We start from the raw sequence: 13,933 nt of genomic DNA on the forward strand, positions 1-13,933 counted from the left end.
GAGGCGGAGGGATCAGACACGCTCGATAATCATGGCGATGCCTTGCCCTACGCCGATGCACATGGTGCAAAGTGCGTAGCGCCCGCCGCGCCGTTCCAGTTCAAAAGTGGCTGCCAAGGCCAAACGTGCACCGCTCATGCCAAGCGGATGACCGAGTGCAATGGCACCGCCGTTTGGGTTCACGTGTTCGGCATCGTCAGGAAGGCCAAGCTGACGCATCACGGCCAGAGACTGCGCCGCAAAGGCTTCGTTAAGTTCAATAACGTCCATTTGGTTCAGGCTTAAACCGGCCAGTTCCAGCACTTTGCGCGTTGCCGGAAGCGGACCGATCCCCATAATGCGTGGTTCAACGCCGCAGGTGGCGGTGGCGACAATGCGTGCTCTTGGTGTCAGTCCCTGCGTGATAGCCAGTGCTTCGGATGCCACAATCAGTGCGGCGGCGCCGTCGTTAACGCCCGAGGCATTTCCGGCTGTCACGCTGCCCGGCATACGGAACGGCGTTTTCAGGTTTTGCAATTGCTCCAGCGTGGTTTCTGGACGAGGATGCTCATCCTGCGTCACGCGGATTTCCGCTCCTTTTTTACCTTTCAACACTACCGGAACAATTTCTTGCCCTAACACGCCTGAAGCCTGCGCTTTCGCAGTACGCTGTTGGCTGCGCAGTGCAAAGGCATCCTGATCGGCGCGGCTGATATTGAACTGAGCGGCTACGTTTTCGGCGGTTTCCGGCATGGAGTCAGTGCCAAAAGCCCCTTGCATGAGCGGATTAACAAAGCGCCAGCCGATGGTGGTATCGAATATTTGTGCCTGACGGCTGAAGGCGCTGTCGGCTTTACCCATCACCAGCGGAGCGCGCGTCATGGATTCCGCGCCGCCGGCCAACATCAGCTGAGCGTCACCGGCTTTAATGCTGCGAGCAGCAAAGGCCAGAGCGTCTAAACCAGACCCGCACAGGCGATTGATGGTGGTGCCAGAAACGGTTTGTGGTAATCCCGCCAATAACGCCGCCATACGGGCTACGTTACGGTTGTCTTCTCCCGCCTGATTGGCGCAGCCGAGGATCACGTCATCGACGCGTTCCCAGTCCAACGCGGGGTAGCGAGCGATCAAGGCTTGCAATGGAATAGCCGCCAAATCATCGGCTCGCAGGCTGGCTAATGCACCGGCATAGCGGCCAATAGGGGTGCGAACGCCGTCGCAGATAAAAGCGTGATTCATGGCTGCTCTCCTTGCTGTTCTAAAAGGGGATGACCAAGACGATGCGCACGGCCGCGGAACCATGCGACGGTTTTGCCATCTTGGTTAGTGATCTCAACGTCGTATAGGCCGGTTTTCTTGCCCTGATGGCGCACTTCGGCACAGGCGGTTAGACGATCGCCGCTAAATCCGGGGCGGATAAAATCAATAGAGCAGCCAGAAGCCACGGCGGCTAATCCTTGGCTGTTGCAGGCATAGGCAAACGCCGTATCGGCGAGGCTGAAAAGTTGCCCGCCGTGACAGGTTTGATGCCCGTTAAGCATATTGGGGGCGATAGTCATGCTGACCTGAGCGAAGCCGCTATCAACGCGGTCGATGGTCATCCCCATGGATTGCGCGCAGGTATCTTGAGCAAACATCTGTTCGGCGCAGCGTTGTGCTAGATGAGTCGGCGATGAGGCGTTCATCAATGGTGCTCCTGAGTGGCAAGCGACACATAGCCAGCCGCCAGTTGGCGCAATAGCGGCGCTGGGCGATAGCGGGTATCGGCATAGAAGTGATTAAGGTTTTCGAGCGTGGTGAGAATATGCTGCCAGCCAAGCTGGTTGCCCCAGGCTAAGGGGCCTGCGGGATAATTCACTCCCAGACGCATCGCCAAATCGATATCTTCGACGCTGGCGATCCCTTTATTCACCACGTCGAGCGCTTCGTTGCACAACATGGCAACCGTACGCAGGGTTAACAACGCGGGATAATCAGGAAGAACAATGACGTTTTTGCCTAAGGATTGCAGGAAGCGAATCACTAACGCCGTTTGCGCCGTGCTATTACCGCTGGCCGCGCTAATAGCGATGGCTGAAGCCTGTTGATGATTCACTGAAAGATCGAATTGAACAACGGGCGTTCTCGTTTCTACGGCGATTTTCGAAGATAATTTACCATTGCTTAACATAAGTGTAACTTCATCGAGGCGCAAAAAAGGAGACGATTCGGTACTCTCTTTGCGTTCTTCAATCGCGATCCCATTTTGTTGCAACAGCGCAGCAAATTCAGGCAGCGCCGACCAGCGCCCATGCGCGCTAATTCGTTGCGGCATTGCGCCAGTTTCAATCGGTGCAAACTCAGCGATAACAGGCTGAACGTCGCTCGGGTAGCGGTAAAAACCCCGGTCGCTTTTACGCCCTAAATGCCCAGCTTCCACCAGCTCTTTCTGCACCAATGAGGGCTGAAAGCGCGGATCGGAGCCGAAGGCATGAAACACCGATTCCGTTACCGCATAGTTCACGTCGTGGCCAATTAAATCGGTTAGCTGTAAGGGCCCCATCGCAAAGCCGCCCGCATCACGCAGCACGGCATCCAGCGTGGCCGGTGTCGCTATCTGTTCTTCTAACGCCCGCAGGGTTTCCGCATAGAAAGGACGCGCAACGCGGTTAACGATAAAGCCAGGCGTCGAACGACAAACCACAGGCTGTTTTTTCCATGCCACGGCCAATTCTCGTAGCGCATTGAGCGTATCCGCATCGGTTTCCAAACCACGTACAATCTCGACCAGTTTCATCACCGGCGCGGGATTGAAAAAATGTAATCCAGCCATACGCTGCGGGTGTTTCAGCGCGCTGGCAATGGCGGTAATTGATAGCGAAGAGGTGTTGCTAGCAAACAGCGTTTGTGGCGAACAAATTGCTTCCAGATCGCGAAACAGGCTCTGTTTGATCTCTAAACGCTCGGCGATCGCTTCGATCACTAAAGCACAAGAAGCCAGCTCGGTGAGCACGGTGACAATTTGAATACGCGCTAAAAGCTGTTGCGTGGTATCAGCATCTGCTTTACCTGCGTCCACGCGCTGTTGCAGGCGTTGATGTAAAGCGTTTAACGCACGCGACGAAGCTTCGGCGTTAACGTCAAACAGCATCACATGATGGCCTGCGCTGGCGGCAACCTGAGCAATGCCAATACCCATTGTTCCTGCGCCAATCATGCCAACGGAGCCTTGTAGCAAAGGAGAAGACATGGTTATTTCCCCTTAAATTCAGGCTGACGTTTCTGGAAGAACGCACTCACGCCTTCGCGGTAGTCTTCGCTACGGCCGCCGAGGCGTTGTAGATCGCGTTCAAGATCCAGCTGTTGGTCGAGCGTGTTGGTGGCAGCGCTGTACATCGCTTTTTTAATTAATCCCAAGCCATAGGTTGGCTGGGTTGCGAGGTGCTGAGCGAGTTCTTGTGTGCGTGCAGCGAGCATTTCGGGTTCAACAACTTGCCAAATCATGCCCCATTCCAACGCTTGCTGAGCGCTGATCTTATCGCCCAACAACGCCATTCCCATGGCGCGCGCATGGCCGGCTAAGCGGGGTAAGAACCAGCTGCCGCCGGAGTCTGGCACCAGACCTAAACGGCAAAATGACTGAATAAAACTGGCGTTAGCGCTGGCGATCACAATGTCACAGGCTAAAGCAATGGCGGCACCGGCACCGGCGGCAACGCCGTTCACTGCGCAAACGATCGGCTTTGGCAGGGCGGTCATACGGCGGATCAGCGGATTATAGAAACGCTCCACGGACAGCCCCAGATCGGGAGCCGCTTGCTCAACGCTGACGTTACGATCGTTCAGATCTTGTCCGGCACAGAAACCCCGTCCGGCACCGGTGAACAGAATGCAGCGCACGGCCTCATCGCGTTCGGCAATTTTTAATGCTTCGCTAAGCTGACGGTGCATTTCGTCATTGAAGCTGTTTAAGCGGTCGGGGCGATTGAGCGTGATAGTCAGAACGCCAGCCTCAATGTGGGTAAGTACCATGTTTTCATCAGAGGAAGTCATAGGATTAGCGTCCTTTAAATTCAGGTGAACGTTTTTCAAAAAAGGCGGCGATGCCTTCTGCGCGATCGTCAGTTCCCGCCAATGAGACAAAATGCTGGCGCTCCAGATTTAATCCCTGTGAAAGCGTGGTTTCCTGCGCAGCCTTAAGCGCCGATTTGGCCGCACGTAGTGCGAGCGGTGATTGCTGGCTAATGCGTGTGGCAATTTGCTGGGCGCGTTCCAGCGTCAGTTCGGTAACGCAGATTTCGCTGATGAGTTGTGCATCGCGCGCCTGTTGCGCGTTAATTGGCTCACCGGTCAGCACCATCTGCGTGGCGAGAGATTTCCCGACGCTGCGCAGCAAACGTTGGGTACCTCCGGCGCCGGGTATCAACCCTAGGGTGATCTCAGGCAGCCCGAAGCGCGCATTTTCACCGCTCACCACGATGTCGCAGGCCAGCGCTAGCTCACAGCCTGCGCCAAGCGCGTAGCCATTGACGGCGGCGATAATCGGTTTGCTGATGGCATTGAAGCGCTGCCATACCTGTGGGCGACGGTCGATAATGGCGTCTGCTACTTTTTGTTGCTGGAGCTCGCGTAAATCGGCACCGGCGGCAAAGCAGCGCGAGGAACCGGTGATCACCACGGCACCAATGCTGTCATCGCTATCGGCGTTTTCTAAATGACTGACTAACAACTCTAAACAGGCGGTGCTCAGGGCGTTACGTGCATCAGGACGATTAAGCGTTAGGGTTAAAACCCGCTGTTGCTGGTGGCGTAAAATCCAGTCGTTGCTCATGGAATTTCCTTAGACGTCGAAGTCGAGCACTACGCCGTCGCCTTTCGGCCACGACTGGCAACTGAGGATATAACCGGCTGCGAGCTGGTCGGGTTCAAGGCTGTAATTCACCCCCATTTCCACTTCGCCAGATTTGAGTTTGCATTTGCAGGTAGCGCATACGCCGCCTTTGCAGGCATAGGGTAAATCGGCACCTTGGCGCAGCGCCGCGTCCAGAATGCTGTCATCCTGTGCGCTCATGGCGATATTCACGCGGCGGCCATCCAACTGGATTTCCACCATGGTTTGCTCTCGTTCGGTCATATTCGCAGGGCGAACGCTGATACCGGCGGTGTTAAAGCGTTCACTGTGAATATTTTCCGCCGCCATTCCTGCGGCTTCGAGCGTGGTGTGGGCATCGTCCATCATGCTTTCAGGGCCGCAGATAAACGCTTGATCGAACGTGGTGAAATCCAGCAGTGATTTGCCCATCAGGTTTAAACGTTCGCTGTCGATACGGCCATTAAGCAGCGGACTGTCCAAGCTTTCTTGGCTAAACAAATAGAGAATTTGTAAACGCTGCGGGAAGCGGTTTTTGAGATCGCACAGCGCTTCTTTAAACATGATGGAGCGGCTGGTGCGGTTGCCGTAGATCAGGGTGAATTCGCTTTTTGGCTCCAAAAGCAGCGTGGTTTTAATGATCGAGAGCATCGGGGTGATGCCCGAACCTGCCGCGATAGCCAGATAGTTGCCTTGATGTTCGCCAGTAGGCTGATAGCCAAAGCGCCCCTGTGGCAACATTACTTCTAGCGCATCGCCCACGTTGAGCTGCTGATTGACGAAAGAAGAAAAACGCCCTTGATGGATAGTTTTCACGCCAATCTGGAGCACGCCATCCTGTGGTGAGCTGCAAATAGAGTAACAGCGACGCAGTTCTTCGCCGTTAACGTTGGCCTTGAGCGTGAGATGTTGCCCCGGCTTATAACGGTAATGCGTTTTTAACTCGTCGGGCACTCGCAGCGTGATCGCCACGGCCTCTGGGGTTTCCCGCTCAATGGCGGCAATACTTAAACGGTGAAATACGGTCATTTTTCTCGCGACCTCTTAAATGCATTTGAAGTAATCGAAAGGCTCAAGACACTGCTTGCAGCGGTACAACGCTTTACAGGCGGTGGAGCCAAATTCGCTGATCTTCTGAGTTTCATGGCTGCCGCATTGCGGGCACTGCACCGCGCCGGAGGAGAGCGGCTTTTCACAGGCCAGCCCTTGCGGAGGCGCAACGCCGTATTCACGCAGGCGCTTTTTGGCCTCGGCATTCATCCAGTCGGTTGTCCATGCCGGACTGAGCCGGATTTCAACCTTGATCGGGGAAAAGCCAGCGGCGGTTAGCGTGGTTTGAATCGCATCGATGAGAAACTCCGTTGCGGGGCAGCCGGAGTAGGTGGGGGTAAACGTGACCAGCCAGCCGTTTTTCAGAGGGGCAACGCCGCGCACCATGCCAAGATCGGTGATCGAGAGTACCGGCAACTCAGGATCGCTAATCTCGTGCAGGCACTGCCAGATCTGATGGATCTCTGGCGTTAACAGGCTATTGAGTGGTTGACGTTGTTCCATGATCTTCTCCTGTTCCCCGTTGCCGCGTTACCAGCGACAGCCCGGATAAGCGCGCTGTAGAAACTGCATTTCGGCCAGCATGAATCCAAGATGTTCCGTGTGTTTGCCTTGTTTTCCGCCGTGGCGGTAGGCCTCTCCTTCAGGAAGCTGTAACGTGGCTTCTTGCAGAACTTGCTGTACGATTTGCAGCCACGGTGCCTGAAGGCTTTCAGGATTGACGGCGATGCCTTGCTCAGCGAGACGACGTTCCACGTCGTCGCTGTGGAACAGTTCGCCGGTGAAACGCCACAGATCGTTGATCGCCTGCTGCATTTTTTTCTGGCTCAGTTCGGTGCCGTCACCAAGACGGATCATCCAGCTACGGCTGAAACGTAGGTGGTATTCAGCCTCTTTCAGTGATTTGGCACCGATAGCGGCAAGCTGTGGATCGCTGCTTTGGCTTAAGCCTTGGTGCAGCAGAAAATGATAGGTATCGAGGAAAAACTGGCGCACCAAGGTGTCGTTAAAGCCGCCGTTCGGCTGTTCAGCTAAAAGCAGATTGCAGAACGCCAGATCGTCACGCCCAAATGCCAAACTATCTTCGTCGACGTTCTCACCGGATAATTCGGCGGCATAGCTGTAGAAGTTGCGAGCCTGCCCAAGCAGATCCAGCCCGATGTTGGAGAGCGCGAGGTCGATTTCTAGCTCTGGCGCATGGCCGCACCATGCACATAGGCGCTGGGCTAAAATGAGCGGCGTATCGGCTTGGCGTAGTACGTATTGGATGAGGTCTTGATTTAACGTTGTCATCAGCTGCCTCACATGTTCTTGATGCCGTCAGGAATGGTGTAAAACGTCGGATGGCGGTAGACCTTATCGTCAGACGGATCAAAGAATGCGGCGCGATCTTCCGGCTGCGATGCCACTAAATGCTCCGATTTCACCACCCAGATTGAACAGCCTTCGTTGCGGCGGGTGTATGCATCGCGCGCGTTTTCCAGCGCCATTTGATCGTCTGCGGCATGCAGGCTGCCAACGTGGCGGTGGGCTAATCCTTGTTTGCTACGAATAAAAACTTCGTAAAGTGGCCAGTGTGCTTGAGTCATTTGGATTTCCTTGTTTATGCCGCTGTGGCGTTGGTGGCAGATTTTTCTGCGTGGGCCATTGCGGCATCGCGTACCCAACAGCCTTCTTCCCAAGCGCGGCATTTAGCACTCAGACGCTCGTGGTTACAGAGGCCTTGGCCTTTGAGAACTTGATAAAACTCACTCCAGTCGATTTCACCAAAGCGGTAATGTCCGATGGCTTCGTCCCATACCAAATCTTTGTCAGGCGCAGTCATGCCAAGCGCTTCTAACTGCGGCACGGTGTTATCAACAAATTTCTGGCGCAGCTCATCGTTGCTATGGCGTTTGATTTTCCAAGCCATGCTTTGCGCGCTGTGTGGGGAATCGCTGTCGTTAGGGCCGAACATCATCAGCACCGGCCACCAGAAACGGTTGATGGAATCTTGCAGCATGGCGCGTTGCTCGGCGGTGCCGTTGGCCAGCACCGTAACGGCCTCATAGCCTTGACGCTGATGGAAGCTTTCTTCCTTACAGACTTTGATCATGGCACGAGCGTAGGGGCCATAGGAGGCACGGCACAAAGCCACTTGGTTAACGATAGCGGCACCGTCAACCAGCCAGCCGATGACGCCCACGTCAGCCCAGCTCGGGGTTGGGTAATTGAAGATCGAGGAGTATTTCATTTTGCCGTCGAGCATCTTTTGGTAGATATCTTGGCGTGAACAGCCCAGCGTTTCCGCAGCGCTGTACAGATACAAACCATGTCCTGCTTCATCCTGCACTTTCGCCAGCAGCACGGCTTTACGGCGTAGGCTGGGGGCTCGAGTGATCCAGTTGGCTTCTGGCAGCATCCCGATGACTTCTGAATGCGCATGCTGACCAATTTGACGGATGAGGTTTTGCCGATAGGCATCTGGCATCCAGTCTTTGGCTTCTATCGACGTATCTGCGGCAATTTTTGCCTCGAAGAGCGCCTGATGTTGAGCGTTTTGGGTCATTGCTTCCTCACTTAATGATTCGGATATTTTGAGTTTTAATTTAAATTGTGAATCACTTCCAGTAACTCAAAAGCTACATTCTGATAACAAAAAGATCAAACACCTATTGTGCGCATTTGTCGTACAGGTCACAGGGTTTTATTTTTAATTGTTTAAAAACAATGAATTGATTTCTTGTAAAGGTTTGTCTATATCAATGAGTGCTTTTTTAAAATGCGATGTGTTTCTATTTTGTTAAATTAATGAGTGGCGGGTAACTAAAATAATGTGATACACCTTGAGTAAATATTTAGTCACAAAGTGAAGCTTGGAGGATAGGATGCAGCAGTTAACCAGTTATATTTCAGGTGTCTGGGCATATGGGCAGGGCAAAGAGCGAGCGATCCACCATGCTGTGAGCGGTGAAGCGCTGTATCAGGTGTGTTCTGATGGCTTACCGTTGGCTGAAAGCTTGGACTATGCGCGCCAGCACGGCGGCAAAGCGTTGGCTGCGATGACCTTCCAACAGCGAGCGCAAATGATGAAAGCGGTAGCCAAGCACCTGCTGGCTCACAAAGAATCGCTGTATCAGATTTCGGCTGAAACCGGAGCTACGCGGGGTGATGGTTGGGTGGATATTGAAGGCGGTATTGCGACGCTGTTTGCCTATGCGGGCTTGGCTGGGCGCGAGCTTCCCGACGATACCCTTTGGCCCGAAGACGAATTAATTCCTCTCTCCAAGCAATCACAGTTTGCCGCCCGTCATGTCATAACGTCTCGTCCCGGCGTGGCGCTGCACATCAACGCGTTTAACTTTCCTTGCTGGGGAATGTTGGAAAAACTAGCACCAACGTGGCTGGCGGGAATGCCTGCAATTATCAAACCGGCTACGGCGTCGGCACAGCTCACTCAGGCGATGGTTAAACTGATTATTGAGAGTGGACTGGTGCCTGAAGGGGCGTTGCAGCTCATCTGCGGCGGCGTCGGCGATATCTTTGAGCACTTAGACTATCAGGATGCGGTGACTTTCACCGGTTCTGCCCAAACTGGCCAGAAGCTGCGTTCACATCCCCGCTTATTACAAAAATCCATCGCCTTCACCATGGAAGCCGACTCGCTCAACTGTTGCATTTTAGGCGAAGATGTCACGCCAGAGATGCCTGAATTCGCGATTTTCATTAAAGAAGTGGTGCGAGAAATGACCACAAAAGCGGGGCAAAAGTGTACCGCTATTCGTCGTGTCATTGTGCCTGCAGCGCAGATGGACGCCGTTCAGCAAGCGTTGCTTAAACGTTTGGGCGGTGTCACGGTGGGCGATCCTGCGCACCCCGATGTACGTATGGGCGCATTAGTCAATCTTGAACAGCGTGATGACGTGCAGCAAAAAGTCGATTATCTGCTGCGCAACGGCTGTGAACCTTTGTGCGGTGGCTCGCTTTCGGCGCTGCAATTAATCGGAAGCGGTGCTGAAAACGGTGCATTTTACCCTCCGACGCTGCTTTACTGTGCCGACCCTTTCACGCATCAGGCCGTGCATGGCACCGAAGCCTTCGGCCCCGTGGCTACGCTGATGCCGTATCAAAACGCTGAGCAAGCGGTTGAGTTAGCGTTGCTGGGGCAGGGAAGTTTAGCCGGATCGTTGGTGACTGCGGATGAGCAGACGGCGGCGAAAATTATCCGCGCAACGGCATGTGCTCATGGGCGTATGCTGATTTTGGATCGCCATGCGGCCGCAGAATCCACCGGCCATGGTTCACCGTTGCCCATGCTGGTACATGGAGGCCCCGGGCGAGCCGGTGGAGGGGAAGAGCTGGGTGGCTTACGTGCGGTCAAACACTACATGCAGCGCACCGCGATTCAGGGAAGCCCAACCATGCTGGCGGCGATTGGCCGTGAATGGGTGCGTGGCGCAGACGTGGTGGAAGAGCAGGTCCATCCATTCCGAAAATATTTCGAACAGCTGGCGATTGGTGAAAGCCTGCTGACCGCTCGACGCACGATCACCGAAGCGGATATTGTGAATTTTGGCTGCCTGAGCGGTGACCATTTCTATGCCCACATGGATAAAATTGGCGCGGCGGAATCCTTGTTTGGTGAGCGCGTGGCGCATGGTTATTTTGTGGTGTCAGCGGCGGCAGGCCTGTTTGTCGATCCGGGCGTAGGGCCGGTGATTGCTAACTACGGCATGGAAAACCTGCGCTTTATTGAGCCGGTGAAAATCGGCGATACCATTCAGGTGCGCTTAACCTGCAAGAAAAAAATCAAAAAAGCCCAGAAAACCGCTGAAGATAAACCGCATGGTGTGGTGGTATGGGATGTGCAGGTGCTCAATCAGCATCAGCAACCGGTGGCGCTATACAGCATTCTGACGCTGGTGGCGCGCCAAAACGGTGACTTTATCCCTGCCGCTTAAATCCGTAAGATAGTCAGCATAGAAACCGCCGCATTCTGCGGCGGTTATTTTTTATACCTGAGAGCTGCACTATGAATTCCTCCCCGATGCAACGCCTGCTGACCATCATGCAAACCCTGCGCGACCCAGAACGCGGCTGCCCGTGGGATCAGAAGCAGACTTTTGCCACGATTGCGCCCTATACGCTTGAAGAAACTTATGAGGTGCTTGACGCGATTCAGCGTGAAGATTTCAGTGACTTACGCGAAGAGCTGGGCGACCTGTTATTTCAGGTAGTGTTTTATGCACAGATGGGGCAGGAACAAGGGCTGTTTAACTTTGACGATGTGTGTAATGCCATCAGCGATAAGTTAGAACGCCGCCATCCGCATGTCTTTGCTGCCGAACATACCGAAAGCGCCGAAGCATCGCTAGCTCGCTGGGAACAGCGTAAGGCGCAGGAACGTGCTGAAAAAGATCTCAGTTCATCGATGGACGATATTCCAAATGCGCTACCTGCGCTGATGAAGGCCTATAAAATCCAAAAACGCTGCGCGGCAGTGGGATTTGATTGGGATACGCTTGGCCCCGTATTAGGCAAGGTGTATGAGGAGATCGACGAAGTGATGGATGAAGCGCAGCAGGCGGTGGTGGATGAGGAAAAGCTAGGCGAAGAAATTGGCGATCTGCTGTTTGCAACGGTGAATTTATCGCGTCACTTAGGCCATAAAGCTGAAAACGCCCTACAGGCAGCCAACCGCAAATTTGAACGTCGTTTCCGTGCAGTAGAAGATGCAGTGCGCGCCTCGGGCAAAACCATGGAAGAAGCCACGCTTGACGAAATGGAAGCGCATTGGCAGCAGGTGAAAAAGGCTGAAGGTAAATAGTCAAAATCGCGTTGGTTAAAGTGAAAAAGGCTGACGTGCTGCGTTAGCCTTTTTTTTCTGCCTACTAGTAACTGATTGATTTTAAACAGGCTGAGAAAAACGCGCAGAAAAAGGGTATTTTGAATTTATTGCGCGAAATCGCTTTATTTTCACTCAGCTAGTCATAAAATCCAGCAGTTCACTGCCGTACAGGCAGCTTAGAAAGTTTGCAGCACGCTCATTGCGCTGTCTACCGCGTTCACTGCCGTACAGGCAGCTTAGAAAAATACACGAGGTTCATATGGCAAAAGTAGCAGGTTCACTGCCGTACAGGCAGCTTAGAAAAGCCACAAATACGTGAACAGATTTACCCGGCAGTTCACTGCCGTACAGGCAGCTTAGAAAATGTCCATCTACGGCGGCTTCGTAAAGTACATGTTCACTGCCGTACAGGCAGCTTAGAAACTACATCCGAGAGCGTGACTCAGCAGAGCCATGGTTCACTGCCGTACAGGCAGCTTAGAAATTGCCGTCGAGCTGCATCCCCTCGCCTTGACTGTTCACTGCCGTACAGGCAGCTTAGAAAAATTCAAGTAACACGTGGAGATCAACCGACATGTTCACTGCCGTACAGGCAGATAATTCCTCGCCACTCTATTTTTTACCATCTGGTTGCAAAATTCCTCGTGTGCCTAGTAGAAACAGCAACGTCATTAGTGCCATAGCCAGTAGACCTGCTTGGCTAACACGGGCTCGAGATTGTTGGTAAAGCTTGGTGATAGTGGGTAAGTCTTGTTTGGTTGCTCCAGACTGCACTAACAGGCTGCTGAATCCTTGATCGCTGAGATAGGGAAACACGGTCATATTTTGTATGGTAATGCGGGTCTGAGGTGTGACGGTGATGTCTGCGATTCGGTGTTTCATGCTAAACGTAAGCGTAGTAAGCATGACCGTACTCACCAACGCTACACCAAGCGCTTGACCAATATCACGGGCGGCAGACTGAATTCCGCCTGACTGGCGAGCCTCTTTTTCCGGTAATGCACTGGTGACCAAATATGGCGCGTTGGCTGCAATCACTCCCATGCTGGAACCGATAAAACAAAGCCCGACAATAATCAATGATCTGTTAAAACTATGCACTCCAATACCGGCGGCGGTAACCGCTGCGCCTATAATGCCGAGAATTAGCCCAACTCTGCACTGCCTACGTGCATTACGCTGGTGGATGAAAAGTGGCAATCCTAAAGAACATCCAGCAAGGCAAATAGCAAACGGCACTATGAGTAGGCCGGTTTGAATCGCCGTTAACCCGCTAACCACCTGAGCAAAACTCACTACCACAAAAATTCCTGAGCTGTAGGCAAAAAAGATATAAGCGGTGAGATAGAGACCGGCACGCACCTGTGGGGTATGTAAAAAAGCATGTGGAATGAGTGCGCTACCGGTGCGGGCTTCGTGCGTTTTTTCCCAACGTAGCATTATGATTAAGACCAGAATACCTGCCAAAACTAAAAATAGGGCAGGGCTTAAACCAAACAGTGTGAAAGGCGGATTAAAAGGTGCAAATAGCCCCCAGTTAGAGATTTGCAAAATGCCAAAGATGACTAAAAATAAGCCGATGGTTGAGAGAATAAAAGCAGGAAAATCAAAATGTAATGGCTGGTTGCTTTTGGCTGGTTCATCAATAAGTGCAGAAAGCAGCAGAATAATGACGAGCAGCCCTCCCATCACGGAAAATGCCCAGCGCCAGCCGAGTGTATCCAGTAGCATACCGCAAATAATCGGCCCTAAAGCAAAGGAAACGCCACTGGCTGCACCGAGCGCCCCAAAGGCCATCGCGCGATCGCGCCCTTGATAGAGTCCAGTGATTAGGCCGAAGACGGAAGGGATCATAAAACTCCCCCCAATTCCTGCCAGAATGCGCGCTGCCCAGATAAAGAACGAAATAGAGGGGGCAAGTGTGGCGCACAGTTCGCCTAATAAATAAATTGCGCATCCAATACGGAATGTTCTGCGCCAGCCGAGAACACCGCCCAGCATACCACCTGCAATCATAAAGGTGCCTGCAATTAGCGGATACATGGTGTTAGCCGCACTAACTTGCGCCATTGATGCGCCAAGATCGTGCATTAAGGCGTGTGTGGCAATACTGAGCGTGACGTTATCGGCAGAGGCCAGAAATTGTGCCATACAGAGCACGATGAGTGGCAGCCAAATACCGCGTGTGTTGATCGGGGCTGTTTTTAACATGAAAATTCTCCGGTGCG

At 53.2% G+C, this 13,933-nt stretch carries 13 protein-coding genes and 1 CRISPR repeat array; of the genes, 2 read left to right on the plus strand and 11 right to left on the minus strand.

Going from position 1 to position 13,933, the window contains the following annotated elements:
* Nucleotides 1–12: 12 nt before the first annotated feature.
* From pcaF to paaA, 10 genes are read right to left on the minus strand one after another with little or no spacing between them, the layout of a single operon-like run.
* Nucleotides 13–1,218 carry a 3-oxoadipyl-CoA thiolase gene (gene pcaF / locus U0008_RS05140; protein ID WP_043491489.1) on the minus strand — a complete coding sequence of 402 codons (1,206 nt, stop codon included), beginning with the start codon at nucleotides 1,216–1,218 and terminating at the stop codon, nucleotides 13–15.
* Nucleotides 1,215–1,664 (minus strand): hydroxyphenylacetyl-CoA thioesterase PaaI, encoded by a 450-nt coding sequence (paaI, locus tag U0008_RS05145; RefSeq protein ID WP_043491491.1) that lies wholly within the window; start codon nucleotides 1,662–1,664, stop codon nucleotides 1,215–1,217. The genes pcaF and paaI overlap by 4 nt, the downstream gene beginning before the upstream one ends.
* Nucleotides 1,664–3,208 (minus strand): 3-hydroxyacyl-CoA dehydrogenase, encoded by a 1,545-nt coding sequence (locus U0008_RS05150; protein WP_043491493.1) that lies wholly within the window; start codon nucleotides 3,206–3,208, stop codon nucleotides 1,664–1,666. Before U0008_RS05150 ends, paaI begins: the two co-directional genes overlap by 1 nt.
* A 2-nt stretch (nucleotides 3,209–3,210) precedes the next feature.
* Entirely contained in the window at nucleotides 3,211–4,011 is an 801-nt protein-coding gene (paaG, locus tag U0008_RS05155) for a 2-(1,2-epoxy-1,2-dihydrophenyl)acetyl-CoA isomerase PaaG (protein WP_025800549.1), read from the minus strand.
* Between the two features lie 4 nt (nucleotides 4,012–4,015).
* A complete protein-coding gene (gene paaF, locus U0008_RS05160; RefSeq protein WP_043491496.1) occupies nucleotides 4,016–4,789 on the minus strand; it encodes a 2,3-dehydroadipyl-CoA hydratase PaaF in 774 nt (257 codons plus the stop codon).
* A gap of 9 nt (nucleotides 4,790–4,798) precedes the next feature.
* Nucleotides 4,799–5,857: a 1,2-phenylacetyl-CoA epoxidase subunit PaaE gene (paaE, locus tag U0008_RS05165; protein WP_043491499.1), complete on the minus strand. Its 1,059-nt coding sequence runs from the start codon at nucleotides 5,855–5,857 to the stop codon at nucleotides 4,799–4,801.
* 15 nt (nucleotides 5,858–5,872) lie between these two features.
* Entirely contained in the window at nucleotides 5,873–6,382 is a 510-nt protein-coding gene (paaD, locus tag U0008_RS05170) for a 1,2-phenylacetyl-CoA epoxidase subunit PaaD (protein ID WP_043491501.1), read from the minus strand.
* A 27-nt stretch (nucleotides 6,383–6,409) separates the two neighbouring features.
* Nucleotides 6,410–7,171 (minus strand): 1,2-phenylacetyl-CoA epoxidase subunit PaaC, encoded by a 762-nt coding sequence (gene paaC / locus U0008_RS05175; RefSeq protein WP_043491505.1) that lies wholly within the window; start codon nucleotides 7,169–7,171, stop codon nucleotides 6,410–6,412.
* 8 nt (nucleotides 7,172–7,179) lie between these two features.
* Complete coding sequence (gene paaB / locus U0008_RS05180; RefSeq protein WP_043491508.1) at nucleotides 7,180–7,467, minus strand: 1,2-phenylacetyl-CoA epoxidase subunit PaaB; 288 nt, start codon at nucleotides 7,465–7,467, stop codon at nucleotides 7,180–7,182.
* Between the two features lie 14 nt (nucleotides 7,468–7,481).
* Nucleotides 7,482–8,426, minus strand: a complete 945-nt coding sequence (gene paaA, locus U0008_RS05185; RefSeq protein WP_043491511.1) for a 1,2-phenylacetyl-CoA epoxidase subunit PaaA — start codon at nucleotides 8,424–8,426, stop codon at nucleotides 7,482–7,484.
* A gap of 319 nt (nucleotides 8,427–8,745) precedes the next feature.
* Between paaA and paaZ the strand changes: the two genes are divergently transcribed.
* A complete protein-coding gene (gene paaZ, locus U0008_RS05190) occupies nucleotides 8,746–10,818 on the plus strand; it encodes a phenylacetic acid degradation bifunctional protein PaaZ (protein WP_043491513.1) in 2,073 nt (690 codons plus the stop codon).
* Nucleotides 10,819–10,889: 71 nt separating this feature from the next.
* Nucleotides 10,890–11,684, plus strand: a complete 795-nt coding sequence (mazG, locus tag U0008_RS05195) for a nucleoside triphosphate pyrophosphohydrolase (protein WP_043491516.1) — start codon at nucleotides 10,890–10,892, stop codon at nucleotides 11,682–11,684.
* 176 nt (nucleotides 11,685–11,860) lie between these two features.
* Nucleotides 11,861–12,249: a CRISPR direct-repeat array (repeat unit 28 nt; unit sequence GTTCACTGCCGTACAGGCAGCTTAGAAA).
* 68 nt (nucleotides 12,250–12,317) lie between these two features.
* Here the strand turns inward: mazG and U0008_RS05200 are convergent.
* Nucleotides 12,318–13,916: an MFS transporter gene (locus U0008_RS05200; RefSeq protein ID WP_051874085.1), complete on the minus strand. Its 1,599-nt coding sequence runs from the start codon at nucleotides 13,914–13,916 to the stop codon at nucleotides 12,318–12,320.
* Between the last annotated feature and the right edge of the window lie 17 nt (nucleotides 13,917–13,933).

It is taken from the genome of Hafnia alvei, from assembly GCF_034424155.1.
In the GTDB taxonomy this organism is placed as follows: domain Bacteria; phylum Pseudomonadota; class Gammaproteobacteria; order Enterobacterales; family Enterobacteriaceae; genus Hafnia; species Hafnia alvei.